Genomic DNA, 25,789 nt, shown 5'->3' with positions numbered 1-25,789 from the left:
ACCCCATGGTCGGGAGCTGTAAATCTATCTATACAATTATTCTGCTTCAGGCGCAGGTGAACCTGCTTCTGGTGCGGTCGCTTCTTTGATGCTCAGACGCACACGGCCCTGACGGTCAACTTCCAGTACCTTAACCGGTACTTCCTGACCCATCTGCAGATAGTCGGTCACTTTCTCAACGCGCTTGTCAGCGATTTGAGAGATGTGCACCAGACCTTCTTTACCGCCGCCGATCGCCACGAATGCGCCGAAATCAACGATACGGGTAACTTTACCCTGGTAAATACGGCCCACTTCGATCTCGGCAGTGATCTCTTCGATGCGGCGGATAGCGAATTTCGCTTTCTCACCGTCGGTAGCAGCAATTTTAACTGTACCATCATCTTCGATTTCAATGGTAGTGCCGGTCTCTTCAGTCAGCGCACGGATGACAGAACCGCCTTTACCAATCACGTCTTTGATCTTGTCCGGGTTGATGCGGATAGTGTGAATACGTGGTGCAAACTGAGAGATATCGCCACGCGGGGTGCTGATAGCCTGTTCCATCACGCCCAGGATGTGCAGACGCGCGCCCTTGGCCTGGTTCAGAGCAACCTGCATGATTTCGCGGGTGATGCCTTCAATTTTAATGTCCATCTGCAGCGCGGTAATACCGTCACGGCTACCGGCTACTTTGAAGTCCATGTCGCCCAGGTGATCTTCGTCACCCAGAATGTCGGACAGAACAACAAAGTTGTCTTGTTCTTTCACCAGGCCCATTGCGATACCGGCAACGGCGGCCTTGATTGGCACACCTGCATCCATCAGTGCCAGAGAAGCACCGCAGACGGAAGCCATTGAAGAAGAACCGTTGGATTCGGTGATTTCAGAAACCACACGCACCGTGTACGGGAAATCTTCTGGTTTAGGCATCATAGCCAATACGCCACGTTTCGCCAGGCGACCGTGACCAATTTCACGACGTTTTGGTGAACCTACCATCCCGGTCTCACCAACGGAGTACGGAGGGAAGTTGTAGTGGAACAGGAAGCTGTCGGTCTTTTCGCCCATCAGCTCATCCAGGTTCTGCGCGTCACGGGCGGTGCCCAGCGTTGCGGTAACCAGTGCCTGAGTCTCACCACGGGTGAACAGTGCGGAACCGTGGGTACGCGGCAGAACGCCGGTGCGCACGTCCAGACCACGGATCATGTCTTTTTCACGGCCGTCGATACGCGGCTCGCCACGCAGCACACGGCTACGAACGACGTTTTTCTCAACGCTACCCAGGATGTCCTGAATTTCAGACACGTCCAGGGTTTCGTCCTGTGCCAGCAGGGTTTCAACAACGCTGCTCTTGATCGCATCAACCTGAGCGTAACGCTCTTGTTTTTCGGTGATGTGATAAGCGTCGCCCAGGCGGCCTTCTGCCAGTTCTGCAACGCGCGCGTGCAGCGCTTCGTTGACTGCAGGTGCCTGCCAGTCCCACTTGGCTTTGCCGGCTTCGGCAACCAGGGAATTAATGTTTTCGATAACGATTTGCTGTTGCTCGTGGCCAAACACCACCGCGCCCAGCATCTGATCTTCGCTCAGAACGTCAGCTTCGGATTCAACCATCAGTACTGCGCCAGCGGTACCGGCAACTACCAGATCCAGGCTGCTTTCTTTCAGCTCGTCGCTGGTTGGGTTCAATACGTATTGATTGTTGATGTAACCCACGCGCGCAGAACCGATTGGGCCATTGAACGGAATACCGGACAGGCTCAGGGCGGCAGAGGCACCGATCATCGCAACGATGTCCGGGTTAACCTGCGGGTTAAGGGAAACAACGGTCGCGATCACCTGAACTTCGTTCAGGAAGCTGTCCGGGAACAGTGGACGGATCGGACGGTCAATCAGACGGGAGGTCAGGGTTTCACCTTCGCTCGGACGGCCTTCACGACGGAAGAAGCTACCCGGGATACGACCAGCAGCGTAGGTACGCTCCTGATAGTTAACCGTCAGTGGGAAGAAGCTCTGGCCTGGTTTGGCTTTTTTCTGGCCAACTACGGTAACGAATACTGCGGTGTCATCCATGCTTACCATAACGGCGGCAGTGGCCTGACGAGCCATCATACCGGTCTCAATAGTGAGGGTATGCTGGCCATACTGGAATTTGCGAATGATCGGTGTCAGCAAAATTATATCCTTAGATTAGGCGCGCAATCGTATTGTCGACTCGACACGCCAGTGACTCGGTTTGCCTTCTCACTACATCCTCGCGACTAATGACAATCCTTATCTCAAGCCTGAGACAAAGCCTCTCATTAGCCGCGCGAACCTCTGTAACGGAAGATCCTGTTTGGAAACATCAGTAATACATTAACCTGATTTGCTTATGCTTCCTAGAAGAAAGGGGCCAAAATAGGCCCCTTTCCACTGAAACTCGCTTGATTAGCGACGCAGACCCAGACGCTCGATCAGGCTGGTGTAACGTGCTACATCTTTACGCTTCAGGTAGTCCAGCAGCTTACGACGCTGAGAAACCATACGCAGCAGACCACGACGGCTGTGGTGATCTTTTTTGTGCTCTGAGAAGTGGCCTTGCAGATGGTTGATCTGCGCAGTCAACAGGGCAACCTGAACTTCGGAAGAACCGCTGTCGTTAGTACCACGACCGAAATCAGCTACGATTTTAGCTTTAGCTTCAACACTTAGAGACATTGTCTTACTCCAGATTATAGATAATAAATACAGGCGCCGATCTCTAATTCAGCAACCCAATGCATAAGCTGCGCCATTCTACCCTTAGCGCAGTGCGATCGCAAGGCAGTGCGTTTTCTACCCTTAGTCGAAATATTCAACTACCAGGCGGCGCGGCGCCACACGACCGTCATCGGCAATATCACCGACGCCGATAAATTTACGCTCTTCACCTTCGGTGATACGGACCATGCCCGAGGCCGGTGCACCGGCAACCTGAACCGGTTGCCCTTGCTTAACGTAACCCGCTACCACTGGCAGCAAATTCACTTCCGGGTAGTTCTCCACCGGGCTGTCCATCGGCATCAACAACGGATCGAGCAGCTCGGCCGGGGCGATTTCCTGCCGATGAGCCTGCTCCAGCAATTCGTTCAACTGCTCCAGCGTGACCATGCGCTCGGTCGGGTAGGTCGCCACCTGCAGACGACGCAGGTAGATCACGTGCGCGCCACATCCCAGCAGCTCGCCGAGGTCATCGGTGATGGTGCGGATGTAAGTGCCTTTTGAGCAGTGAATTTCCAGCTCCAGTTCATCCCCTTCCCAGCGAATAAACTGCAGTTCATAAACGGTAATGCTGCGTGCTTCACGCGGCACTTCGATACCCTGGCGAGCATACTCATAGAGTTTCTTGCCCTGGTATTTCAGCGCCGAGTACATCGAAGGCACCTGCTTGATATCGCCACGGAAGCTGTCCAGCGCCGCATCGAGTTGCGCCTGGGTGAAGCTCACCGGCCGCTCCTGCACAATTTGGCCGTCGGCATCCGAGGTATCGGTACGCTGACCCAGTCGGGCAATCACGCGATAACGTTTGTCGGAGTCGAGCAGGAACTGTGAAAACTTGGTCGCCTCACCGAGGCAAATTGGCAGCATGCCGGTCGCCAGCGGGTCGAGCGCGCCGGTATGACCCGCGCGATTGGCGTTATAGAGGCGCTTTACTTTTTGCAGGGCGTCGTTGGATGACAGGCCCTGCGGTTTGTCCAGCAACAGGACACCGTGGATATCACGGCCGCGGCGACGAGGGCGACTCATTAAGCCTCCTCGTCATCGCCTGATGCGGAACGGCGTTCGGCGTCATTCTTCACTACGTTGGTCACCAGGTTGGACATGCGCATGCCTTCAACCAGGGAGTTGTCGTAAGCGAAGGTCAGCTCAGGTACTACGCGCAGGCGCATGGCTTTACCCAGCAGCGTGCGGATGTAGCCGGAAGCATCTTCCAGAGCTTTGATGCCGTTAGGCACCAGATTCGGATCGGCGTTTTCGGTCAATACGTTCAGGAAGGTGACGTAAACTTTGGCATAGGCCAAATCACGAGAAACTTCTACACCAGAAACGGTAGCCATGCCGACACGCGGATCTTTGACTTCACGCTGCAGAATGATAGCAATCTCTTTTTGCATCTCTTGTGCCACGCGCTGACCGCGGCTGAATTCTTTTGCCATTATGGATTCTCCAGACAAATCGGGGGGCACAAGGCCCCCCAGAACAGACTTAAGCAGATGTGCTAGCGTTAAGCGATGGTGCGTTGGATCTCGATGATTTCGAATACTTCGATCATGTCGCCGACGCGCACGTCGTTGTAGTTCTTAACGCCGATACCACATTCCATGCCGTTACGGACTTCGTTGACGTCATCTTTGAAGCGGCGCAGGGATTCCAGCTCGCCTTCATAGATAACCACGTTGTCGCGCAGAACGCGGATTGGGTTGTGACGCTTGATGTTCCCTTCGGTAACCATACAACCTGCAATGGCGCCGAATTTAGGTGATTTGAACACGTCACGAACTGCGGCCAGGCCGATAATCTGCTGCTTGTACTCAGGCGCCAACATACCGCTCATCGCCTGCTTCACTTCGTCGATCAGGTTATAGATCACGGAGTAATAACGCAGATCCAGGCTTTCTGCTTCAATCACGCGGCGCGCTGAAGCGTCGGCACGAACGTTGAAGCCCAGGATGATGGCGTTGGAAGCCGCTGCCAGCGTGGCGTCGGTTTCGGTGATACCACCTACGCCAGAGCCAACAATCTTCACTTTCACTTCGTCGGTAGAGAGTTTCAGAAGTGATTCGCAAATCGCTTCACAAGAACCCTGTACGTCGGATTTCAGTACGATGTTCAGTTCAGAAACTTCACCGTCGGTCATGTTCGCAAACATGTTTTCCAGTTTGGATTTCTGCTGACGCGCCAGTTTAACTTCGCGGAACTTGCCTTGACGGTACAGCGCAACTTCACGCGCTTTCTTCTCGTCACGCACCACAGTCGCTTCATCACCCGCGGCTGGAACGCTGGACAGACCCAGGATCTCAACCGGAATAGAAGGACCTGCAGAGGTCACTTCGCGACCCAGTTCGTCACGCATCGCACGCACGCGGCCGTATTCGAAGCCACACAGAACGATATCGCCCTTGTTCAGCGTACCTTCCTGTACCAACACGGTAGCAACCGGACCACGACCTTTATCCAGGAAGGATTCGATAACCACACCGCTGGCCATACCGCTGCGTACCGCTTTCAGTTCGAGAACTTCGGACTGCAACAGGATGGCGTTCAACAGTTCGTCGATACCGGTACCGGCTTTCGCAGATACGTGAACGAACTGTGCTTCGCCGCCCCACTCTTCCGGCATAACGCCGTACTGAGACAGTTCCTGCTTAACGCGGTCCGGATCGGCTTCCGGCTTGTCAATTTTGTTCACTGCAACAACCAAAGGCACCTGCGCTGCTTTCGCATGCTGGATAGCTTCGATGGTTTGCGGCATCACGCCATCGTCGGCAGCAACCACCAGAACAACGATGTCTGTCGCCTGAGCACCACGAGCACGCATTGAAGTAAAGGCTGCGTGGCCTGGAGTATCCAGGAAGGTGATCATGCCGTTGTCGGTTTCTACGTGGTAAGCACCGATATGCTGGGTAATACCACCGGCCTCGCCTGCTGCCACCTTGGTGGAGCGGATGTAGTCCAGCAGAGAAGTTTTACCGTGGTCAACGTGGCCCATGATGGTCACAACTGGCGCACGTGGCTCAGCCGCAGCACCGGTATCACGGTCGCTCATCAGCGCTTCTTCCAGCTCGTTCTCACGACGCAGGATAACTTTGTGGCCCATCTCTTCGGCAACCAGCTGTGCGGTTTCCTGGTCGATGACCTGGTTGATGGTGGCCATTGCGCCCAGTTTCATCATCGCTTTGATGACCTGAGAGCCTTTAACCGCCATCTTGTTAGCCAGTTCGGCTACGGTGATGGTTTCGCCGATCACAACGTCACGGTTAACCACCTGAGCCGGCTTGTTGAAGCCCTGCTGCAGAGTACTTGGCTTACGCTTGCCTTTACCACCACGGGTCACGGCGCGCGCTTCTTCACGGTCTGCTTTAGACTCGGAAAGTTTGTTGCCTTTTTTCTGCTTGGTCGCTTTACCGCCACGAGTGCGGGTGCGGCGTTCGCCTTCAACTTTAGCGTCGTTTTCATCTTCGGCAGCACGGGCGTGCTGGGAAGTGGTTACATGATAATCGGCAGTTTCAACCGCTGCGCTGGCTTTCTCGGCAGCAGCCCATTCTTCGCCTTTCTCTTCGGCCATGCGGCGCGCTTCTTCCGCTACGCGTTTGGCGTCTTCTTCAACCTTGCGTCGTACTTCCTCTTCCGCTTTACGTTTCAGTTCTGCGGCTTCGGCTTCACGGCGTGCTTTTTCTGCCTGAGCTGGCTTGGTCATTTCGTCGGTATGTTGATTCGTCACTTTTTCTTTTTCCGCTGAATTACGCTTAGCAATCTCCGCGGCCTCACGTTTGGCTTGCTCTTCGGCTGCGCGCTTTGCTTCTGCTTCGCGTTTCGCCAGCTCTTCTGCTGCGCGCTGTGCCTGCTCTTCCGCTTCACGCTGTGCCTGCTCTGCCGCTTCAGCCTGTTGGGCTTCTGGCGTATCGCGATTTACATAAGTGCGTTTCTTGCGGACCTCGATTTGCACCGATTTACTTTTACCGCCGGTGCTCGGAATATTCAAGGTGCTGCGCGTTTTGCGCTGCAACGTGAGCTTACCCGGCGCACTACCGTGTTCACGGTTCAGGTGCGCCAGTAAGGCTTCTTTCTCATGTTGGGTTACAGAGTCTGTCTCAGACTTGTTAATCCCTGCATCAGCAAACTGCTGTACCAGGCGATCAACTGGAGTCTGAATCTCTGCTGCCAGCGATTTTACGGTTACATCTGTCGTCATGCTGTTCCTTCCTGCTACAGTTTATTACGCGTTGTCGCCAAACCAACAGATATTACGTGCGGCCATAATCAGCTCGCCGGCTTGCTCATCGCTAAGCCCTTCAATATCAGCCAGATCGTCAACACCCTGCTCGGCAAGATCTTCCAGCGTACAAACCCCACGCGCGGCCAGTTTAAAGGCCATGCTGCGCTCAAGACCCGGCAGGTTGAGCAAATCGTCAGCAGGTTTTTGGTCGCCCAGGCTTTCTTCTTGTGCCAGGGCCAGCGTGGTCAATGCAGCTTTGGCGCGATCGCGCAACGCTTCAACCATATCTTCATCCAGACCGTCGATTTCCAGCAGCTCTTTGATTGGCACGTAAGCCAACTCTTCCAGAGTAGAGAAGCCTTCTTCAACCAGTACGGTGGCGAAATCTTCGTCAATATCAAGATGTTTGGTGAAGGTATCAATGGCGGCATGAGCTTCGGCCTGGTGCTTGGCCTGCAGATCGTCCGCCGTCATCACGTTCAGTTCCCAACGGTCATCGTCACGATGCTGTTTTAACAACTGGGATGCCAAACGCACGTTTTGGCCATTACGGCCGATCGCCTGTGCCAGATTGCTGGCTTCAACGGCGATATCCATAGTGCAATTATCTTCATCAACCACGATTGAGGCAACGTCTGCCGGCGCCATGGCGTTGATGACGAACTGCGCAGGGTTATCATCCCACAGGATGATGTCGATACGTTCGCCGCCGAGCTCGCTCGAAACGGCCTGAACGCGCGCACCGCGCATACCTACGCAAGCGCCGACCGGGTCGATGCGTTTGTCGTTGGTTTTCACTGCAATTTTTGCACGGGAGCCAGGATCGCGGGCTGCCGCTTTAATTTCGATCACTTCTTCGCCGATTTCCGGTACTTCGATGCGGAACAGTTCTTTCAGCATCTCGGCGCTGGAGCGGCTGACAAACAGCTGCGCGCCACGGGCTTCTGGACGAACGGCGTACAGGATACCGCGGATACGGTCACCCGGACGGAAGTTTTCGCGTGGCAGCATATCTTCACGGCCAATGACCGCTTCAGCGTTGCTACCCAGATCCAGCGCAATGCTGTCACGGTTAACTTTCTTCACCACGCCGGTGACGATTTCACCTTCGTGCTGGCGGAAGGCGTCAACCACCATCGCGCGCTCGGCTTCACGTACTTTCTGTACGATAACCTGTTTCGCGGTTTGAGTGGTGATACGGTCGAAGGTCACAGATTCAATCTGATCTTCGATGTAACCGCCCAGCTCGATGCCTGGCTCTTCATACTGTGCAGCTTCCAGCGTGATTTCACGCGTTGGCTGAGTCACTTCATCTACAGCGACCCAACGACGGAAGGTGTCGAAATCGCCAGTTTTGCGGTCAATGCTGACGCGAACTTCGATTTCCTGCTCGTATTTTTTCTTGGTGGCGGTGGCTAATGCGGTTTCCAGCGCTTCGAAAATCTTCTCACGCGGAAGGGATTTTTCATTGGAAACAGCTTCAACAACAGCCAGAATCTCTTTATTCATCCTAGTTGCCTCATCCAAACTTTAAAAGTGGGGTACCAGGTTCGCTTTCTGGATATTGCTCAGCGCGAACACTTCATCTTTCCCTTCCACAGCAACCGTGATCATCTCGCCATCGACAGACTTGATAATGCCCTGCCATTTGCGACGGTTCTGTACGGCCATGCGCAAGACCAGGCTGACTTCGTCACCGAGGAAACGAGTATAGTGCTCGGCGGTGAACATCGGGCGATCAAGGCCAGGAGAGGAGACTTCCAAGTTGTAAGCGACTGTGATTGGCTCTTCAACGTCCAATACAGCGCTGACCTGGTGGCTGACATCAGCACAATCGTCAACATTGATGCCGTTTTCACTATCAATATAGATACGGAGCGTCGATTGGCGCGCACGAATAAATTCGATGCCTACAAGTTCAAAGCCCAACGCTTCTACCGGTGCCGAAAGCATCTCTGTTAATTTTTGCTCTAATGTGGACAAGCCCACCCCCAAGACATAAAAAAAGGGCCTAATAGCCCAGTGATTCTGTTGCCAAATAACAAAAAACCCCGAAAATTCGGGGCTTTATGCAACTGGACCCTGTTTGCCGCTAAGCGGCTTCGGTGCAACTTTCTAGCAAGTGTCATTTTCAAATGTTGATCGAGAAAAGCGGAATTCAATCGAAAAGTGTATTTGAAAATAAACACTTAAAGGAAAGTGGTTGCGGGGGCCGGATTTGAACCGACGACCTTCGGGTTATGAGCCCGACGAGCTACCAGGCTGCTCCACCCCGCGTCCGAAAACGTGGCAAATATTACGCCGATAATCGCAAAATAGCAAGTTATCTCTGGGATTTGGTACCGAGGATGGGACTCGAACCCACAAGCCCGTTAGGGCACTACCACCTCAAGGTAGCGTGTCTACCAATTCCACCACCTCGGTACTGATTCTTACTGCTAACGGCTGTTATTTATATCGAGGTAACAACAACCGCTTTCAAACTCTGTTACTGCTTGGCACTTACTGCGGGATATCGCTGCTCGGCTTGGTTGGTGCTGCCGGCGCGGTAGTCTGCTCAGATTTCACTGGCTGACCCAGGTTTTCCCACTCGCTGCCCTTCTTGGTCTGGTTGGTGCTCAGATTGCCAAGGATCAGACTGATGACGAAGAACAACGTCGCCAGCACAGCCGTCATGCGGGTCATGAAGTTGCCGGAACCACTCGAACCGAACAATGTGCCAGATGCACCTGCTCCGAATGAGGCTCCCATATCAGCGCCTTTACCTTGCTGCAGCATAATCAGAGCTACCAGCCCGATTGAGATCAGCAGGAAAATTACCAGAAGAGCTTCGTACATAGTTGTACCCGTATCCTTGCGGCTTCACCGCGTGCCAAATGCTTCACACCCCATAGGCTTCTTTTCTAACAAGAAGTCGCAGGCGTTATATCAAACTGCCCACTGAAGCGGGTGTGAATACTAACCAAAGGTGCCAAACCACGCAAGGGCAATTTGCAGCCACCGGCGCGTTTGCGGAAAAAAACACCAATAAAATTCGCAGGCTGTGATTTTCGGGGGCAACTGCCGCCCCCGAACTCATCAGCGCCCCATTAACCAGCGGACTTCACCGCATCGGCGATGCGATGTGCCAGCGCAGTCACCTGCTGCTCATCCTCACCTTCCACCATCACGCGGATCAGCGGTTCGGTACCGGACTTACGCAGCAGAACGCGGCCGCGACCGGCCAATTCCACTTCAACCTGCTCGGTGATTTTACGCACTTCTTCGGATTCCAGCGGGTTATGCTCGCCGGCAAAACGCACGTTGACCAGAATTTGCGGCAACAATTTCATGCCGCTGCACAGGTCGTGCAGACTCATACTGTTACGAACAATCGCAGTAAGCACCTGCAGACCGGCAACGATGCCGTCACCCGTGGTGGTTTTGTCCAACAGGATCACGTGGCCGGAATTTTCCGCACCGATACGCCATCCCAACTCCTGCAGCTTCTCCAGAACGTAGCGGTCGCCGACTTTCGCACGTGCAAATGGGATACCCAACTGCTTGAGCGCCAATTCCAGACCCATGTTGCTCATCAGCGTGCCAACCGCGCCACCGCGCAACTGGCCCTGACGCAGCCCTTCACGAGCGATGATATACAGGATTTGGTCGCCATCGACCTTGTTGCCAAGGTGATCAACCATCATCACGCGGTCGCCGTCACCGTCAAATGCCAGGCCGACATGGGCTTTTTCCTGCAGTACCCGCTCCTGTAATTGACGAACATCAGTCGCGCCGCACTTTTCATTGATATTCATGCCGTCCGGCTCAACGCCGATGGCAATCACCGTGGCGCCCAGCTCACGCAGCACGCTTGGCGCAATGTGATAGGTCGCACCGTTGGCGCAGTCCACCACGATTTTCAGACCCTTCAGGCTCAATTCGCTCGGGAAGGTGCCTTTGCAGAATTCGATATAGCGGCCGGCCGCGTCGATGATCCGGCTGGCCTTGCCCAATTCTGAGGATTCCACGCAGGTCAGCGGTTTTTCCATTTCGGCTTCAATGGCTTCTTCAACATCGTCCGGCAGCTTGGCCCCATCAATCGAGAAAAACTTGATGCCGTTGTCGTAAAACGGGTTATGTGATGCCGAAATAACAATACCGGCTTCAGCACGGAAGGTACGCGTTAAATACGCCACCGCCGGCGTAGGCATTGGGCCGGTAAACGAAGCTGACAGCCCCGCAGCGGCAAGTCCCGCCTCCAGCGCCGACTCCAGCATGTAGCCGGAGATGCGGGTATCTTTGCCGATAATAATTTTGCGAGATCCGTGACGTGCCAGTACCTTACCCGCCGCCCAGCCCAGCTTCAGAACGAATTCCGGGGTAATAGGAGTATCGCCGACCTTGCCACGAATGCCGTCGGTACCAAAATATTTGCGCTCACTCATGTCTCTATCATCCCTTAGCTGAAAGTGTTGCCTCGACGACACGCATCGCCTCGACGGTTTCTTTAACGTCATGCACTCTGACAATCTGTGCGCCCTGCATGGCGGCGATCACCGCACAGGCCACGCTGCCGATGACCCGCTGATCGGGGGGCACATTCAGCAGTTGTCCAATCATCGACTTACGCGACATCCCCACCAACAACGGCAGGCCGAAGTGATGAAACTCTGACAATCTGGCCAGAAGCTGATAATTGTGCGCTAAATTCTTACCGAAACCGAATCCTGGGTCGAGCAGCAATTTCTGATTTGTAATCCCGGCGGCATTACAGCGTTCAATATGTCGCTGGAAAAAGGCGTTAACATCACCAATAAGGTCATCATAGTGCGGCGCCTGCTGCATGGTGCGCGGTTCACCCTGCATATGCATCAGACACACCGGTAGCCCGCTTTCCGCGGCGGCAGCCAGCGCGCCCGGCTCCTGTAGCGAGCGAACGTCGTTGATCAGATGCGCCCCCGCCTGAGCCGACTCGCGGATCACCCCGGCTTTCGAGGTATCCACCGAGATAAAGACTTCAAAACGCCGGGCAATGGCTTCCACCACGGGCACTACGCGTGCGATCTCTTCGTCTTCACTAACCTCTGCCGCTCCCGGTCTGGTCGACTCGCCCCCCACATCAATCATGGTCGCACCCGCCGAAATCAGGGCATGGGCATGCAACAACGCCTGATTTAGAGTGTTGTGTTGGCCGCCGTCAGAAAAAGAATCCGGGGTTACGTTGAGGATCCCCATCACCCGCGGATGGGAAAGATCGAAAGTCGTGTCTCGCACGGTTAACTGCATTACTAATCCACCTTACTGTTGCCTGGTTCACTGCCCGCCGGACAATAAAAAACCCCGGCATGCCGGGGTTCGATGTTATTACACAGCCAAAGTTACTTGTCTAGCTGTTCAGACATGGTATTGCCTGGGTTTGGCGTGCGTGGCTCATCTACCGGCGTTGGGGCTTTTGGTGTGCCGCCATTGTCGGAGTTGCTGCCTTTGCTCGCATCGTCCCAACCCGCTGGCGGACGCACGTCTTTGCGGTTCATCAGATCGTCGATCTGAGGCGCATCGATGGTTTCATACTTCATCAGTGCATCCTTCATTGAATGCAGGATGTCCATGTTTTCCATCAACAACGCACGCGCACGGATGTAGTTGCGTTCGATCAGGGATTTAACTTCCTGGTCGATGATGCGCGCGGTTTCGTCCGACATGTGTTTCGCCTTGGCCACGGAACGGCCCAGGAACACTTCGCCCTCTTCTTCCGCATACAGCAATGGCCCCAGCTTCTCGGAGAAGCCCCATTGGGTCACCATGTTGCGGGCAATCGAGGTCGCCACTTTAATGTCGTTCGACGCACCGGTAGAGACTTTCTCTGGCCCGTAGATGATCTCTTCAGCCAGACGACCACCGTACAGAGTAGAGATTTGGCTCTCCAGTTTCTGACGGCTGGCGCTGATAGCATCGCCTTCCGGCAGGAAGAAGGTAACCCCCAACGCGCGACCACGAGGAATAATGGTTACCTTGTGTACCGGATCGTGCTCAGGAACCAGACGGCCGATAATGGCGTGGCCTGCTTCGTGATACGCGGTCGACTCTTTCTGCGCTTCGGTCATCACCATGGAGCGACGTTCCGCACCCATCATGATCTTGTCTTTGGCTTTTTCGAACTCAACCATCGACACAACGCGTTTGTTGCCACGGGCAGCAAACAGTGCCGCTTCGTTGACCAGGTTAGCCAGGTCAGCACCTGAGAAGCCCGGTGTACCACGTGCCAGTACTGAAGCATCAACATCCGGTGCCAAAGGCACGCGACGGGAGTGCACTTTCAGGATCTGCTCACGACCACGTACGTCTGGCAGACCAACAACAACCTGACGGTCGAAACGACCTGGACGCAGCAATGCCGGGTCAAGTACGTCAGGACGGTTGGTCGCAGCGATGACGATAATGCCTTCGTTGCCTTCAAAGCCGTCCATTTCAACCAGCATCTGGTTCAGCGTTTGCTCACGTTCATCGTGACCGCCACCCAGACCGGCGCCACGCTGGCGACCAACGGCGTCGATTTCATCGATAAAGATGATGCACGGTGCCGCTTTCTTGGCCTGTTCGAACATGTCACGCACACGAGATGCACCAACACCCACGAACATTTCCACGAAGTCGGAACCGGAAATGGTGAAGAACGGCACTTTTGCCTCGCCGGCGATAGCTTTCGCCAACAGCGTTTTACCGGTCCCTGGAGGGCCAACCATCAGCACGCCTTTAGGGATCTTACCGCCCAACTTCTGGAAACGGCTCGGCTCACGCAGGTATTCCACCAGTTCGCTCACTTCTTCTTTTGCTTCGTCGCAACCAGCAACGTCGGCAAAAGTGGTTTTGATCTGGTCTTCCGTCAGCATGCGGGCCTTGCTCTTGCCGAAGGACATCGCGCCCTTGCCGCCGCCGCCCTGCATCTGCCGCATGAAGAAGATCCAAACCCCGATCAGCAACAGCATTGGGAACCACGAAATAAAGATAGAAGCCAGCAAACTCGGCTCTTCAGGTGGCTCACCAACAACTTTCACATTCTTGGTTAACAACGTATCCAGCAATTTCGGATCGTTGACAGGGATGTAGGTCGTGTATTTGTTACTGTCTTTCTTGGTAACGTTAATTTCACGTCCGTTGATTCGCGCTTCGCGAACCTGGTCCTGGGTCAGCTCGGACATGAAGGTAGAGTAATCCACCCTACGGCCATTCGACTCGCTGGGCCCAAAGCTCTGGAATACAGACATCAACACTACCGCGATGACTAACCAGAGAATTAGGTTTTTCGCCATGTCACTCAAGGGATTAACCTCATATTACAACTGTGTTAACAAACAGCGTTAGGGTACTACAGCTTGCGCCCTGTCGCTACAATGTACACTTCGCGCGAACGTGCGCGGGAAGCGTCTGGCTTACGAATCTTAACCTTCGTAAACAGGGAGCGAATTTCCCGTAGGTACTCGTCAAAACCATCTCCCTGGAACACCTTCACCAGGAAACTTCCGCCTGGTGCGAGGACATCACGACACATTCCCAGTGCTAATTCCACCAGGTACATCGATCTTGGAATATCGACGGCCGGAGTGCCACTCATATTCGGGGCCATGTCAGACATAACCACCTGAACCTTGCTTTCACCTACACGTTCCAACAGAGCCTTGAGCACCAGTTCATCACGAAAATCGCCCTGAAGGAAATCGACGCCAACGATTGGATCCATTGGCAAAATATCACAGGCGATGATGCGGCCGGAACCGCCGATCTGGGTCACGACATATTGCGACCAACCACCCGGAGCCGCACCTAAGTCCACTACGGTCATGCCGGGTTTAAACAGTTTGTCACTCTGCTGTATTTCATCAAGTTTAAACCAGGCGCGCGAACGCAGCCCTTTTTTCTGCGCCTGTTGAACATATTTATCGCTAAAGTGTTCTTGTAACCAGCGACTGGAGCTAGCAGAACGCTTTTTATTAGCCATCTCGTTTTCCAACTATCATAAAAAGAGTCTTAATGTCAGGTTCGCAGCTCACGTAGACTCACACCGGTGAAGACCGATTTGGTGATATACATGAGATGGCGGTAGAATGTACCGTTTTCAATCCCAACTTAAGCAAAAAAGACAATGAATCTGAATAATAAACAAAAACAGCACCTGAAAGGCCTGGCGCATCCGTTAAAACCGGTTGTCATGCTGGGTAATAACGGTCTCACCGAAGGGGTGCTGGCTGAAATTGAACAGGCTCTGGAGCATCATGAGCTGATCAAGGTAAAAATCGCTGCTGAAGATCGCGAAACCAAAACCCTGATCGCCGACGCTATCGTGCGTGAAACGGGTGCCTGCAACGTGCAAGTCATCGGCAGTACGCTTATTCTTTACCGCCCTTCTAAAGAGCGCAAGATCAGTCTACCGCGTTAATAAGCATTGGGTTAACGAAAAGGTGCCATGCACCTGATTCAGATAAAAGGCCGCGTGCGGCCTTTTTCCTTTCTTTACAAAACCCTGGCGATTTTCTGAACGATTGCAGAGCGATCAGAGATAATCAACCTTCAAGATCTCATAATCGACATCGCCACCCGGGGTTTTTATCACTACCACGTCATCCACTTCTTTACCGATCAAACCACGTGCCATCGGTGAATTGACCGAAATCAGATTTTTCTTGAAATCGGCCTCATCGTCGCCAACGATGCGGTAGGTCACTTCTTCTTCGCTATCGAGGTTCATCACCGATACGGTGGAGCCAAAAATCACGCGGCCATTGTTAGGCATCTTGGTGATATCGATCACCTGCGCGTTGGACAACTTGGCTTCAATTTCCTGGATACGTCCTTCGCAGAAACCCTGCTGCTCACGAGCGGCGTGGTACTCTGCGTTTTCTTTCAAATCGCCGTGTTCACGGGCGTCAGCGATATCCGCAATGATTTTCGGACGGCGCACGCCTTTTAAATATTCGAGTTCTTCGCGCAGTTTTTCAGCGCCAAACAAGGTCATCGGAATCTGTTTCATAAGCTAAATACCTCTAAATCCTTCCTGTTCAAATAACCGTCATCCTGACGTGTTCGAATGAAAAAACGGTGGCTACATGCCCCCCGCCTCCAGGCGACAAACAAAAGAAGCCTGACTCGGAACAGTTGCCCAAGTCAGGATCGATTTTGCATTTTGATACGCATTTTAGCTTAGAGTTCCTTGAGGGTCATCGTTTACTTTTTCCCTGAATGCACCGTAGTATGACGGCACGTTATCCAGCTGTTATCCCGAGATTATGCGTTTTTCACGAATTGTCAGTGCATTGGCTTGCGCATTTGTTCTAAATGCGAATGCGGCCCCGGTTGAAGATTACACACAATATTTGCCTGATGGGGCCAACCTTGCCCTGGTAGTTCAGAAGATCGGCGCAGACGCACCGACCATCGATTATCACTCTCAGCAAATGGCGTTGCCGGCCAGTACCCAGAAAGTGCTGACCGCGCTGGCTGCATTATTGCAGCTCGGCCCCGACTATCGCTTCACCACCACGCTGGAAAGCCAGGGTGATATCAGTGACGGCGTGCTGCGCGGCAACCTGATTGCCCGCTTCAGCGGCGATCCGACCTTTAAGCGCCAAAGCCTGCGTAACATGGTGGCGATCCTGAAAAAGCAGGGTGTCCGCCAGATCACCGGCGATGTGCTGGTCGATACTTCGGTATTCGCCAGCCATGACAAAGCCCCCGGCTGGCCGTGGAACGACCTGACCCAGTGCTTCAGCGCACCGCCGGCAGCGGCGATAGTCGATCGCAACTGTTTCTCTGTGTCGTTGTACAGCGCGCCGAATCCGGGCGATATGGCCTTTATTCGCGTGGCCTCGTATTACCCGGTCAATATGTTCAGCCAGGTACGTACGCTGGCGAAAGGCTCCGCAGATGCCCAATATTGTGAGCTGGATGTGGTGCCGGGCGAGTTGAATCGCTTTACCCTGACCGGCTGTCTGACCCAACGCAGCGATCCGCTGCCGCTGGCCTTCGCCATTCAGGATGGTGCCAGCTATGCCGGGGCTATTTTGAAAGATGAGCTGACGCAGGCCGGCATTCAGATCGACGGCCACCTGAAGCGTCAGACCCAACCTGGCCTGAAGGGAACGGTGATCGCACAGGCTCAATCAGCGCCTCTGCACGAGTTGCTGAAGATCATGCTGAAGAAATCGGACAACATGATTGCCGATACCGTATTCCGCACTATAGGCCATGAACGTTTTGGCGTGCCGGGCACCTGGCGTGCCGGTGCCGATGCCGTGCGTCAGGTACTTCGTCAGAAAGCCGGTGTCGATTTGGGCAACAGCATCGTGGTGGATGGCTCAGGCCTGTCACGCCATAACCTGCTGGCCCCGGCAACCATGATGCAGGCGTTGCAGTACATCGCGCAGCATGACAGTGAACTGAACTTTATTTCAATGCTGCCGTTGTCTGGCTATGACGGCACCTTACGTTACCGTGGCGGCCTGCATGAAGCCGGTGTCGACGGGAAGGTTTCCGCTAAAACCGGGGCGTTGCAAGGCGTGTACAACCTGGCCGGGTTTATCACCACCGCCAGCGGCCAACGTTTTGCATTCGTACAGTATCTGTCGGGCTATGCCGTGCCGCCGGAAGATCAAAAACAGCGCCGCGCTCCACTGGTGCGTTTCGAAAGCCGTCTGTACCGGGATATTTATCAGAATAACTGAGGGTTATGATGAAACTGCTGATTGTTGAAGACGATGAGCTGCTGCAGCAAGGCCTGGCCCTGGCATTAGCTGGCGAGGGCTATGCCTGCGACTGCGCGGCTACGGCGGCGGAGGCCAATGCTCTGCTCCTCACCAGTCAGTACAGCATGATTATCCTCGATCTGGGCCTGCCTGACATGGACGGCGCCAGCCTGCTTCGGCAGTGGCGCCGCCAGCAAGTCGAGCTGCCGGTGCTGATCCTGACCGCTCGCGATGCGCTTGAAGACCGTGTTGATGGGCTGGATGCCGGCGCCGACGATTATCTGGTGAAACCCTTCGCGTTGGTTGAACTGCAGGCGCGCGTGCGGGCGCTGATCCGTCGCTATCAGGGTCACAGTGACAACCTCATGCAGCTCGATGACCTCCAACTCAATCTCTCCAGTCAGCAGGTTTATGTTCAGCAACAGCCGGTGGAAGTCACCCCGAAAGAGTTCGCCATCCTGTCACGTCTGATGATGCGCGCCGGGCAAACGGTCAATCGTGAACTGCTGCAGCAGGATCTCTATACCTGGCAGGACGATTTGGGCTCCAACACGCTGGAAGTACATATCCATAATCTGCGCCGCAAATTGGGTAAAGATCGCATCCGCACCGTTCGCGGTATCGGCTATCGTCTGGAATCCTCATCATGATCAGCATGCGCCGTCGTCTGTTGTTGATGCTGGCGCTGATCCTTTTGGTCACCCAGCTTATCAGTGCCTTTTGGTTGTGGCATGAAAGCCAGGAGCAAATCAGCTTCCTGGTGGATGAAACCCTGTCGGCCAAGGTTCGCACCGAGCGTGTCGATACGGAAATCGCCGAAGCAATAGCCTCACTGCTCGCCCCTTCACTGATCATGATGGTCGTGACTTTGCTCGCCTCATTTTGGGCTATCAGCTGGATTATCCGCCCGCTCAATCAGTTGCAACAACGGCTGGAAAAGCGTTCTGCCGATAACCTGACGCCGCTGCCGCTTAACAGCGACAGCCTCGAAATAATGTCGGTCACCACTACGCTCAACCAATTGTTCTCGCGGCTGGATAACACCATCCAGCAGGAACGGCTGTTTACTGCCGACGCCGCCCATGAGCTACGCACGCCTCTGGCGGGGATCCGCCTGCATCTGGAGTTAATGGAAAAACAGGGAGTCCCGCAAAGTGGGCCACTGATTAAGCGCATTGACCAACTGATTCACACCGTCGAACAATTGCTGATGCTTGCACGCGCCGGTCAAGATTTTGCCAGTGGCCATTATCAACGCTTCGATTTGGTGAGCGATGTAATCCAACCGCTGCGGGAAGAGCTCGAGGAGTTGGCCACACAACGCGGGCAAAGTTTGCAATGGCAGCTTCCGACCACCGCCCCGGTGCATGGTGACCCGGTACTGTTACGTCTGCTGCTGCGTAACCTGGTGGAGAATGCCCATCGTTATAGCCCTGAGGGTAGCAGGATCCAGGTACAACTTTCTGCGCAGGAACGCGGTTACCGGCTACAGGTGATCGATGAAGGTCCGGGCGTCAAAGAGAAAATAGCGGGTGAACTCACGCAGGCCTTCCGCCGCATGGATCAACGCTATGGCGGCAGTGGGTTGGGATTGAATATCGTAACTCGTATTGTGCAGCTGCATCAGGGGCGTTTAACGTTGCAAAACCGTCAGGATACCAGCGGGCTCGATGCACGATGCTGGCTCCCGGAAAACGTCCTGAAATAAAAAAAGGGCCCAGTGTTAACTGAGCCCCTCTCTTCACAAGATTACTTCTGGTAAATGATTTCGACGCCTTCGTCGTCCTCTTCATCCCAGTCGTCATCCCAGTCGTCATCCGCTTCAGCTTCCACTTCAGCGATTTGTTCACGGTGATAATCATCCCACATGAACTCGACTTTCTCCGGCGCGCTTTCTTCAATTGCCATGGCTTTCGGTTGGGTATTGATAAACTTCATCACATCCCAGCACAGCGCGTTGACGCCTTCACGATTGACAGCGGAGATCATGTAGTACTTACCTTCCCAGCCCATGCCCTCTGCAATCGCCTTGGCACGTTCGGCAGCTTCTTCTTCACCAATCACATCAATCTTGTTGAAAACCAGCCAGCGTGGCTTCTGCGACAGATTCTCGCTGTACTGATTCAACTCGTTGATGATGACTTTGGCGTTTTCTACCGGATCAGATTCATCGATCGGGGCGATATCCACCAGGTGCAACAGCACGCGGCAGCGCTCCAGATGCTTCAGGAAGCGAATACCCAGGCCAGCGCCGTCAGAGGCACCTTCGATCAGCCCCGGAATATCGGCAACCACGAAGCTTTGCTCGTGATCCATACGTACCACACCCAGGCTTGGCACCAGAGTGGTAAACGGATAGTCGGCAACTTTTGGCTTTGCAGCAGAGACTGCACGGATAAAGGTCGACTTGCCGGCGTTCGGCAGGCCCAGCATACCCACATCCGCCAGCAGCAGCAGCTCCAGCAGGATGTCACGAGCCTCACCGGCGGTGCCCAGCGTTTTCTGACGCGGAGCACGGTTAACGGATGATTTAAAACGGGTGTTGCCCAAACCGTGCCAACCGCCCTTCGCCACCATCAGACGCTGCTCGTGACGGGTCATGTCGCCGAGGATTTCGCCGGTGCCCTGATCCTGCACGCGAGTACCGACCGGAACCTTGATGGTAATATCTTTGCCACGCTTACCGGTACAGTCACGGCTCTGACCATTCTGGCCACGTTCGGCGCGGAAAGATTTCTCAAAGCGGTAGTCGATCAGCGTGTTGAGGTTTTCGTCCGCCAACAGATAGACGTCGCCGCCATCGCCGCCGTCACCGCCATCAGGCCCGCCGTTCGGGATATATTTTTCGCGACGGAAGCTGACGCAACCATTACCACCGTCACCTGCAACGACCAAGATCGCTGCTTCATCTACAAACTTCATTTACCGTCTCCGTAAATCATTCACCGGGCTGCTTCAAAGGAGCAACCAGGCGGGGTTCTGCCCGTCGCGGCCACCAACGGTGACCAATTGCGGAAAACATGGCGCCCGCTACCACTACGAAAGCACCGACATAGCCGACGACATTTAAGGTCGGGGCGGCGAATACGTGTGGCCAGGCCAGCGCCAATAAATCTGAAAAAAGCAGGGTAAACAGCGGTGTCAGCGTAACTAACGCACTCACCTGTGCCGCCTGCCAGCGCGCCATTGCTTCAGCCAGCGCACCATAACCAATCAACGTGTTGGCACCACAGAACAGCAAACAGGCTAATTGCCAGCCGCTGAGCTGGAAAATCCCCTCCGGCCTGGCCAGAGGAAATAACGCCACTGCACATAAAGTGTACAACATTACCAGAATTTGCGGCGAGGCTAATCGACGCAGCAACACTTTCTGCGCAACGCCATAAGTGACCCAGACCATTGCCGCACACACACCCAGCAGCACCCCAAGGGTGTAATCTGTCAGGCGGGTGAAAATCTCAATCAGGCTGACGTTGAAAAACAACAGCAACCCGCAGATCAGCATCAGCGCGCCAATCACCTGAGTGATGCGCATCCGCTCTTTTAAAATCAGCACGCTGGCAAACATCATGCCGACCGGCGATAACTGGCCGATCACCTGTGATGCTGTCGGGCTGAGATACTGCAGCGAAGAGCTGAAGAAAATAAAATTCCCCAGCAGGCCTGCGGTGGCGATGGCCAGAATCAACAACCAGCGCGGTTGACGGAACAGGGTCACCGGCGGCAACTTGCCGCGCACGGCCAAAATCAGCCCCAACCCAAGTGCAGCCATGGTAAATCGATACCAAACGATGGTAAACGGATCCATCACTACCAGCACTTCTTTCATCGCAATCGGCAATGCGCCCCAGCAAACTGCCGTAGTCACCGCCAGAGAAATGCCAATTCCGACCTGCTGTTTTGTTTCCATCTTACCTTTGCCAGCGCTGACGGGCCGATACATAAGCAGCCCATAAATGTAAAAAGCCCCGCAACGAATTGCGGGGCTTACATCTATTTAGTAAGGCTCGAAAAATTATTCAGCTTCGATGCTGATAAATTTACGATTGCTCGGGCCTTTAACTTCGAATTTGACTTTACCGTCTTTCAAAGCAAACAGAGTGTGGTCTTTGCCGCAACCCACGTTGGTACCAGCGTGGAATTTAGTGCCGCGCTGACGAACGATGATGCTGCCTGCCAGTACTGCTTCGCCGCCAAAGCGTTTTACGCCCAGACGTTTAGCTTCTGAATCGCGACCGTTACGAGTCGAGCCGCCAGCCTTTTTGTGTGCCATTAATCTGCTCCCCTAACTTAAGCGCTGATGCCGGTGATTTTAACGTCAGTGAACCACTGACGGTGGCCCTGCTGCTTACGATGGTGCTTACGACGACGAAACTTAACGATCTTAATTTTCTCGCCACGACCGTGAGCAACGACTTCAGCTTTGATCTTACCGCCATCGACGTAAGGAACGCCGATTTTGATATCTTCGCCATTAGCGATCATCAGAATCTGGTCAAACTCAACTGCTTCACCAGTTGCGATGTCCAGCTTTTCCAAGCGAATGGTTTGACCTTCGCTTACTCGGTGTTGTTTACCACCACTTTGGAAAACCGCGTACATATAAAACTCCGCTTTCCGCGTGCCCAACTGTTCAGTACAGAGCGCGCTATAAATATTCACAATAGGGCGCGAATTCTACGCAATAATCCAGCGTATGACAAGAGCAGAATAAGACCAGAAGCAGAAAAAAGAAGAAAAAAAGCACAGTTTCTTTCATGGCGTTTATCTGGGCCGTTTTTCAAGTACAATCAGAGGGACAGTTACCGCCATGTACCGATGTGAGCAGCGATCTCAACGCGGTGAAGAGAAACACAGCTGAAAAAAATACAATGAACCTAGAGCAAATTACCGAGTTAACCGCGCAAGATATGGCGGCCGTGAACGCAACAATTCTCGAACAGCTGAATTCCGATGTCACGCTCATCAATCAGCTTGGCTATTACATTATCAGTGGTGGCGGTAAACGCATCCGCCCGATGATCGCCGTTCTGGCGGCGCGGGCTTTGCATTATCAGGGTGATAAACACATTACCGTTGCCGCGCTGATCGAATTCATTCACACCGCAACTCTACTGCATGATGACGTGGTGGATGAATCAGATATGCGCCGCGGCAAGGCCACCGCCAATGCCGCCTTCGGCAATGCCGCCAGCGTCCTGGTCGGCGACTTCATCTATACGCGTGCTTTCCAGATGATGACCAGTCTGGAATCGCTGCGCGTGCTGGCACTGATGTCTGAGGCGGTCAACGTGATTGCCGAAGGTGAAGTTCTGCAGTTAATGAACGTCAACGATCCTGACATTACCGAAGAAAGCTACATGCGGGTGATCTACAGCAAAACCGCACGTCTGTTTGAAGCGGCGGCGCAATCTTCGGCGATCCTGTCAGACGCAAGCGTTGCTGAAGAAAAAGCGCTGCAGGATTACGGTCGCTATCTCGGCACCGCTTTCCAGTTGATCGACGATCTGCTCGATTACAGTGCCGACGGCAGTACACTGGGCAAAAATACCGGTGACGATCTCAATGAAGGGAAGCCGACATTGCCGCTACTGCACGCCATGCATAACAGCGAAGGCGAGCAGAAAGCCATGATCCGCGGGGCGATTGAACAGGGTAACGGCCGTCATTTGCTGGAACCGGTGTTGCAAGCCATGCAGCAATGCGGCTCACTGGAGTATACCCGCCAACGGGCTGAGGAAGAGGCTGACAAGGCCATTGCCGCGTTGCAGGTTCTACCCGAATCGCCACATCGTTCCGCGCTGGAAGGATTAGCGCATCTTGCGGTCCAACGCGATTTTTAAGAAACTATAAGAATATTATTGTTTCCACAGACCCGCACTGCGGGTCTGATCATTTATCTGCTGAAATACGTGCCAGCAAGCTACCGATCCCTTCTCGTACCAAGAACGCCAATACCTTCTCACGTTCGCACTCTGTCAGGTGATAGTAGTACTCAATCCACACGACTAGCGGATCTTTGCGTTCAACCTGATAGCTGGCAGGCTCTTCTTTCAAAACCAGCAAATTGCGCGTTCCCGCAGGCAGGCTGTCAATATGGTATTCCAGCGCTTTCCCCTGCACGCCCTTGCGCCGACGGCTGTTCCAGCCTTCCCGACGTGCCATCAAATTTATTCCCTGTGGTGAGGAAGGTAATCCTGCCACGCCTGTCAGTTCCTTGGCGGCAAACCACTCTTTTTTCATAGCCATGTTCTCTGGGCAAAGTCGGCAAATATCTTTTTTTTGGAAATTTATGGGATATTTTTTAAGAAATTTAGTGGTATCCTAGTTTCCGTATAAGCGCTTCATGTTGTTCAAACGATTAATCTTGACCTGTTAGTTATACCACTAACAGAACTTTCGCTAATCAAAAAAGGAATGCAAACATGAACTCAAGGAACAAGGACTGGCATCCGGCGGATATCATTGCGGCTCTACGTAAGAAGGGGACAACACTGGCGGCGGTTTCGCGCAAGGCGGGGCTTAGCTCATCAACACTGGCAAACGCGCTGTCGCGCCCCTGGCCAAAAGGGGAATGGTTAATTGCTGAAGCCCTTAACATTCATCCTGCGGAGATCTGGCCAAGCCGTTATTTCGACCCACATACCCATCACCTGCTGGATCGAAAAGCCCGCATCCGCACATAGCTACAGGCATAAAAAAACCGCCGGTACGCTGTCCGGCGGCCTATGCATACTCATGCACCACTGAATGATCAGTTATTGATAAACTTTTCGCCCAGTTCGATATCTTTGTGCAGAACATCCAGCATATCGTCCAGCGCTTTCTGCTCGAATGCGCTCAGAGTACCGATGTCCTTGCGTTCTTCAACGCCGTTCTTACCCAGCACCAGAGGCTGTGCGAAGAAGCGGGCATATTTGCCATCGCCTTCCACGTAAGCACACTCCACCACGCCTTTTTCGCCCTGCAGCGCACGAACCAGAGACAAGCCGAAACGCGCCGCCGCCTGGCCCATTGACAGAGTTGCAGACCCGCCGCCGGCTTTAGCTTCAACCACTTCAGTACCCGCATTCTGGATACGCTTGGTCAGATCGGCAACTTCCTGGTCAGTGAAGCTTACGCCCGGGATCTGTGACAACAACGGCAAGATAGTCACGCCAGAGTGCCCACCGATAACCGGTACGTTCAACTCTTCCGGCTGCTTGCCTTTCAGCTCGGCCACGAAGGTGTTGGAACGGATAATGTCCAGCGAGGTCACGCCAAACAGTTTGTTTTTGTCATACACGCCGGCTTTCTTCAGCACTTCTGCTGCGATAGCCACGGTGGTGTTAACCGGGTTGGTGATAATGCCGATGCAGGCTTTCGGGCAGGTTGTTGCCACTTGCTGGATCAGATTACGCACAATGCCCGCGTTCACGTTAAACAGATCTGAACGATCCATGCCTGGTTTACGTGCAACGCCGGCAGAGATCAGTACCACGTCTGCACCGTGCAGAGCTGGAGTAGCGTCTTCGCCACTGAAGCCTTTGATTTTAACTGCGGTTGGGATGTGGCTTAAGTCGACGGCAACGCCTGGGGTAACGGGGGCAATGTCGTAGAGAGAGAGTTCAGAACCTGAAGGAAGCTGGGTTTTGAGTAGAAGGGCGAGGGCCTGGCCGATACCGCCAGCAGCACCGAGAACTGCAACTTTCATCCTATACTCCTTTATTATCTTAAATATATAAAGCGCCGTGAATATGTTGGGTACGGACCTTAAATTATTACACCTTTAAAAACAATCTCTTAACAGTCTGTTTGAGAACTGGCGCAATAAATCGACCGATGTCGCGCTTATCTTAGATTAAATCGCTTATGCATTAAGGGCATAGCGCACACTAATCAAAAATACTGCGAGGTTATTCACGAGCAAGTTAACCGGCGGTTACATTACACCCTTACATAACATCAGAACAACATCATTTTAATAACATTTTCTTTACCACCACGGACGGATCCTTCGGTCATGGAAAGGGCATATTCATGGGATACGGATTTTGTTAAAATGCCGCCCTTTCCCCATTGTCCGGCCATTATTATTTTTTCCGGACGCCATCTTATTGCATAAAAATTCATTTATATGCATAATAATCACTTC

General features: G+C 53.6%; 26 protein-coding genes and 2 tRNA genes. 6 read left to right on the top strand and 22 right to left on the bottom strand.

What is annotated here, in order from left to right:
* Positions 1–36 precede the first annotated feature (36 nt).
* From pnp to rlmE, 14 genes are all read right to left on the bottom strand, one after another.
* On the bottom strand, positions 37–2,154 hold the full coding sequence (gene pnp / locus ACSOSI_RS01965; protein WP_012004951.1) for a polyribonucleotide nucleotidyltransferase: 2,118 nt from the start codon (positions 2,152–2,154) through the stop codon (positions 37–39).
* A gap of 255 nt (positions 2,155–2,409) precedes the next feature.
* The gene (gene rpsO, locus ACSOSI_RS01960) at positions 2,410–2,679 is read right to left on the bottom strand and encodes a 30S ribosomal protein S15 (protein WP_012004950.1); all 270 of its coding nucleotides are present in this window, start codon (positions 2,677–2,679) and stop codon (positions 2,410–2,412) included.
* A gap of 123 nt (positions 2,680–2,802) precedes the next feature.
* Complete coding sequence (gene truB / locus ACSOSI_RS01955) at positions 2,803–3,747, bottom strand: tRNA pseudouridine(55) synthase TruB (protein WP_012004949.1); 945 nt, start codon at positions 3,745–3,747, stop codon at positions 2,803–2,805.
* Positions 3,747–4,157 (bottom strand): 30S ribosome-binding factor RbfA, encoded by a 411-nt coding sequence (rbfA, locus tag ACSOSI_RS01950; RefSeq protein ID WP_012004948.1) that lies wholly within the window; start codon positions 4,155–4,157, stop codon positions 3,747–3,749. Before rbfA ends, truB begins: the two co-directional genes overlap by 1 nt.
* Before the next feature lie 68 nt (positions 4,158–4,225).
* Positions 4,226–6,913, bottom strand: coding sequence for a translation initiation factor IF-2 (infB, locus tag ACSOSI_RS01945; protein ID WP_012004947.1), 2,688 nt, complete (start codon positions 6,911–6,913; stop codon positions 4,226–4,228).
* Positions 6,914–6,937: 24 nt separating this feature from the next.
* The gene (nusA, locus tag ACSOSI_RS01940) at positions 6,938–8,446 is read right to left on the bottom strand and encodes a transcription termination factor NusA (protein WP_012004946.1); all 1,509 of its coding nucleotides are present in this window, start codon (positions 8,444–8,446) and stop codon (positions 6,938–6,940) included.
* 21 nt (positions 8,447–8,467) lie between these two features.
* Positions 8,468–8,920, bottom strand: coding sequence for a ribosome maturation factor RimP (gene rimP / locus ACSOSI_RS01935; protein WP_012004945.1), 453 nt, complete (start codon positions 8,918–8,920; stop codon positions 8,468–8,470).
* Between the two features lie 217 nt (positions 8,921–9,137).
* Positions 9,138–9,214: transfer RNA gene (locus ACSOSI_RS01930), tRNA-Met, on the bottom strand.
* 60 nt (positions 9,215–9,274) lie between these two features.
* A tRNA-Leu gene (locus ACSOSI_RS01925) sits at positions 9,275–9,361 on the bottom strand.
* Positions 9,362–9,439: 78 nt separating this feature from the next.
* Positions 9,440–9,775 carry a preprotein translocase subunit SecG gene (gene secG, locus ACSOSI_RS01920; protein ID WP_012004944.1) on the bottom strand — a complete coding sequence of 112 codons (336 nt, stop codon included), beginning with the start codon at positions 9,773–9,775 and terminating at the stop codon, positions 9,440–9,442.
* Positions 9,776–10,026: 251 nt separating this feature from the next.
* Positions 10,027–11,364 (bottom strand): phosphoglucosamine mutase, encoded by a 1,338-nt coding sequence (gene glmM / locus ACSOSI_RS01915; RefSeq protein WP_012004943.1) that lies wholly within the window; start codon positions 11,362–11,364, stop codon positions 10,027–10,029.
* Positions 11,365–11,371: 7 nt separating this feature from the next.
* Complete coding sequence (gene folP / locus ACSOSI_RS01910) at positions 11,372–12,205, bottom strand: dihydropteroate synthase (RefSeq protein ID WP_017891382.1); 834 nt, start codon at positions 12,203–12,205, stop codon at positions 11,372–11,374.
* A gap of 92 nt (positions 12,206–12,297) precedes the next feature.
* Positions 12,298–14,229 (bottom strand): ATP-dependent zinc metalloprotease FtsH, encoded by a 1,932-nt coding sequence (ftsH, locus tag ACSOSI_RS01905; protein ID WP_012004941.1) that lies wholly within the window; start codon positions 14,227–14,229, stop codon positions 12,298–12,300.
* A 56-nt stretch (positions 14,230–14,285) separates the two neighbouring features.
* Positions 14,286–14,915, bottom strand: a complete 630-nt coding sequence (gene rlmE / locus ACSOSI_RS01900) for a 23S rRNA (uridine(2552)-2'-O)-methyltransferase RlmE (protein WP_012004940.1) — start codon at positions 14,913–14,915, stop codon at positions 14,286–14,288.
* Positions 14,916–15,059: 144 nt separating this feature from the next.
* Here rlmE and yhbY point away from each other — a divergent pair, with 144 nt between their 5' ends.
* Positions 15,060–15,353, top strand: a complete 294-nt coding sequence (yhbY, locus tag ACSOSI_RS01895; protein WP_004933536.1) for a ribosome assembly RNA-binding protein YhbY — start codon at positions 15,060–15,062, stop codon at positions 15,351–15,353.
* Positions 15,354–15,467: 114 nt separating this feature from the next.
* On the opposite strand, the gene greA is transcribed toward yhbY, so the two are convergent.
* On the bottom strand, positions 15,468–15,944 hold the full coding sequence (gene greA / locus ACSOSI_RS01890; protein WP_012004939.1) for a transcription elongation factor GreA: 477 nt from the start codon (positions 15,942–15,944) through the stop codon (positions 15,468–15,470).
* A gap of 256 nt (positions 15,945–16,200) precedes the next feature.
* Here greA and dacB point away from each other — a divergent pair, with 256 nt between their 5' ends.
* Genes dacB through pmrB form a run of 3 tightly spaced genes read left to right on the top strand, consistent with a single transcriptional unit; the run spans position 16,201 to position 19,363 of the window.
* On the top strand, positions 16,201–17,634 hold the full coding sequence (dacB, locus tag ACSOSI_RS01885; protein WP_012004938.1) for a serine-type D-Ala-D-Ala carboxypeptidase: 1,434 nt from the start codon (positions 16,201–16,203) through the stop codon (positions 17,632–17,634).
* Positions 17,635–17,642: 8 nt separating this feature from the next.
* Positions 17,643–18,305: a two-component system response regulator PmrA gene (gene pmrA / locus ACSOSI_RS01880; protein WP_012004937.1), complete on the top strand. Its 663-nt coding sequence runs from the start codon at positions 17,643–17,645 to the stop codon at positions 18,303–18,305.
* Complete coding sequence (gene pmrB, locus ACSOSI_RS01875; protein ID WP_476706447.1) at positions 18,302–19,363, top strand: two-component system sensor histidine kinase PmrB; 1,062 nt, start codon at positions 18,302–18,304, stop codon at positions 19,361–19,363. Before pmrA ends, pmrB begins: the two co-directional genes overlap by 4 nt.
* Positions 19,364–19,404: 41 nt before the next feature.
* Here pmrB and cgtA read toward each other — a convergent pair whose 3' ends face one another.
* The 4 genes from cgtA to rplU all read right to left on the bottom strand — a co-directional run bounded on the left by cgtA (position 19,405) and on the right by rplU (position 22,257).
* A complete protein-coding gene (gene cgtA / locus ACSOSI_RS01870) occupies positions 19,405–20,577 on the bottom strand; it encodes an Obg family GTPase CgtA (protein ID WP_012004935.1) in 1,173 nt (390 codons plus the stop codon).
* Positions 20,578–20,593: 16 nt separating this feature from the next.
* The gene (locus ACSOSI_RS01865; protein WP_017891378.1) at positions 20,594–21,565 is read right to left on the bottom strand and encodes a DMT family transporter; all 972 of its coding nucleotides are present in this window, start codon (positions 21,563–21,565) and stop codon (positions 20,594–20,596) included.
* Between the two features lie 105 nt (positions 21,566–21,670).
* A complete protein-coding gene (rpmA, locus tag ACSOSI_RS01860) occupies positions 21,671–21,928 on the bottom strand; it encodes a 50S ribosomal protein L27 (protein WP_004933559.1) in 258 nt (85 codons plus the stop codon).
* 17 nt (positions 21,929–21,945) lie between these two features.
* The gene (gene rplU, locus ACSOSI_RS01855; protein WP_012004933.1) at positions 21,946–22,257 is read right to left on the bottom strand and encodes a 50S ribosomal protein L21; all 312 of its coding nucleotides are present in this window, start codon (positions 22,255–22,257) and stop codon (positions 21,946–21,948) included.
* Positions 22,258–22,526: 269 nt separating this feature from the next.
* On the opposite strand from rplU, the gene ispB reads away from it, so the two are divergent.
* Entirely contained in the window at positions 22,527–23,498 is a 972-nt protein-coding gene (gene ispB / locus ACSOSI_RS01850; RefSeq protein ID WP_012004932.1) for an octaprenyl diphosphate synthase, read from the top strand.
* 49 nt (positions 23,499–23,547) lie between these two features.
* Here the strand turns inward: ispB and ACSOSI_RS01845 are convergent, their stop codons facing one another.
* Positions 23,548–23,898, bottom strand: coding sequence for a DNA-binding protein (locus ACSOSI_RS01845; protein ID WP_026142164.1), 351 nt, complete (start codon positions 23,896–23,898; stop codon positions 23,548–23,550).
* A gap of 182 nt (positions 23,899–24,080) precedes the next feature.
* Here ACSOSI_RS01845 and ACSOSI_RS01840 point away from each other — a divergent pair, with 182 nt between their 5' ends.
* Positions 24,081–24,341: a helix-turn-helix domain-containing protein gene (locus tag ACSOSI_RS01840; RefSeq protein WP_012004930.1), complete on the top strand. Its 261-nt coding sequence runs from the start codon at positions 24,081–24,083 to the stop codon at positions 24,339–24,341.
* Between the two features lie 68 nt (positions 24,342–24,409).
* On the opposite strand, the gene mdh is transcribed toward ACSOSI_RS01840, so the two are convergent.
* Positions 24,410–25,348 carry a malate dehydrogenase gene (gene mdh, locus ACSOSI_RS01835; RefSeq protein ID WP_012004929.1) on the bottom strand — a complete coding sequence of 313 codons (939 nt, stop codon included), beginning with the start codon at positions 25,346–25,348 and terminating at the stop codon, positions 24,410–24,412.
* A 251-nt stretch (positions 25,349–25,599) separates the two neighbouring features.
* On the bottom strand, positions 25,600–25,725 hold the full coding sequence (locus ACSOSI_RS01830; protein WP_259191791.1) for a hypothetical protein: 126 nt from the start codon (positions 25,723–25,725) through the stop codon (positions 25,600–25,602).
* Positions 25,726–25,789 lie beyond the last annotated feature (64 nt).

The organism is Serratia sp. AR11 (genome assembly GCF_056376275.1).
Note: the sequence above shows the minus strand (reverse complement) of the source record. Positions and strands in the feature narration are given on the sequence as shown.

Excerpts from the sequence above, each read along its gene's own strand:
- rpsO (WP_012004950.1), bottom strand. The coding sequence starts at position 2,679 with ATGTCTCTAAGTGTTGAAGCTAAAGCTAAAATCGTAGCTGATTTCGGT.
- truB (WP_012004949.1), bottom strand. The coding sequence starts at position 3,747 with ATGAGTCGCCCTCGTCGCCGCGGCCGTGATATCCACGGTGTCCTGTTG.
- rbfA (WP_012004948.1), bottom strand. The coding sequence starts at position 4,157 with ATGGCAAAAGAATTCAGCCGCGGTCAGCGCGTGGCACAAGAGATGCAA.
- infB (WP_012004947.1), bottom strand. The coding sequence starts at position 6,913 with ATGACGACAGATGTAACCGTAAAATCGCTGGCAGCAGAGATTCAGACT.
- nusA (WP_012004946.1), bottom strand. The coding sequence starts at position 8,446 with ATGAATAAAGAGATTCTGGCTGTTGTTGAAGCTGTTTCCAATGAAAAA.
- secG (WP_012004944.1), bottom strand. The coding sequence starts at position 9,775 with ATGTACGAAGCTCTTCTGGTAATTTTCCTGCTGATCTCAATCGGGCTG.
- glmM (WP_012004943.1), bottom strand. The coding sequence starts at position 11,364 with ATGAGTGAGCGCAAATATTTTGGTACCGACGGCATTCGTGGCAAGGTC.
- folP (WP_017891382.1), bottom strand. The coding sequence starts at position 12,205 with ATGCAGTTAACCGTGCGAGACACGACTTTCGATCTTTCCCATCCGCGG.
- ftsH (WP_012004941.1), bottom strand. The coding sequence starts at position 14,229 with ATGGCGAAAAACCTAATTCTCTGGTTAGTCATCGCGGTAGTGTTGATG.
- rlmE (WP_012004940.1), bottom strand. The coding sequence starts at position 14,915 with ATGGCTAATAAAAAGCGTTCTGCTAGCTCCAGTCGCTGGTTACAAGAA.
- yhbY (WP_004933536.1), top strand. The coding sequence starts at position 15,060 with ATGAATCTGAATAATAAACAAAAACAGCACCTGAAAGGCCTGGCGCAT.
- greA (WP_012004939.1), bottom strand. The coding sequence starts at position 15,944 with ATGAAACAGATTCCGATGACCTTGTTTGGCGCTGAAAAACTGCGCGAA.
- dacB (WP_012004938.1), top strand. The coding sequence starts at position 16,201 with ATGCGTTTTTCACGAATTGTCAGTGCATTGGCTTGCGCATTTGTTCTA.
- pmrA (WP_012004937.1), top strand. The coding sequence starts at position 17,643 with ATGAAACTGCTGATTGTTGAAGACGATGAGCTGCTGCAGCAAGGCCTG.
- pmrB (WP_476706447.1), top strand. The coding sequence starts at position 18,302 with ATGATCAGCATGCGCCGTCGTCTGTTGTTGATGCTGGCGCTGATCCTT.
- cgtA (WP_012004935.1), bottom strand. The coding sequence starts at position 20,577 with ATGAAGTTTGTAGATGAAGCAGCGATCTTGGTCGTTGCAGGTGACGGT.
- ACSOSI_RS01865 (WP_017891378.1), bottom strand. The coding sequence starts at position 21,565 with ATGGAAACAAAACAGCAGGTCGGAATTGGCATTTCTCTGGCGGTGACT.
- rpmA (WP_004933559.1), bottom strand. The coding sequence starts at position 21,928 with ATGGCACACAAAAAGGCTGGCGGCTCGACTCGTAACGGTCGCGATTCA.
- rplU (WP_012004933.1), bottom strand. The coding sequence starts at position 22,257 with ATGTACGCGGTTTTCCAAAGTGGTGGTAAACAACACCGAGTAAGCGAA.
- ispB (WP_012004932.1), top strand. The coding sequence starts at position 22,527 with ATGAACCTAGAGCAAATTACCGAGTTAACCGCGCAAGATATGGCGGCC.
- ACSOSI_RS01845 (WP_026142164.1), bottom strand. The coding sequence starts at position 23,898 with ATGAAAAAAGAGTGGTTTGCCGCCAAGGAACTGACAGGCGTGGCAGGA.
- ACSOSI_RS01840 (WP_012004930.1), top strand. The coding sequence starts at position 24,081 with ATGAACTCAAGGAACAAGGACTGGCATCCGGCGGATATCATTGCGGCT.
- mdh (WP_012004929.1), bottom strand. The coding sequence starts at position 25,348 with ATGAAAGTTGCAGTTCTCGGTGCTGCTGGCGGTATCGGCCAGGCCCTC.
- ACSOSI_RS01830 (WP_259191791.1), bottom strand. The coding sequence starts at position 25,725 with ATGGCCGGACAATGGGGAAAGGGCGGCATTTTAACAAAATCCGTATCC.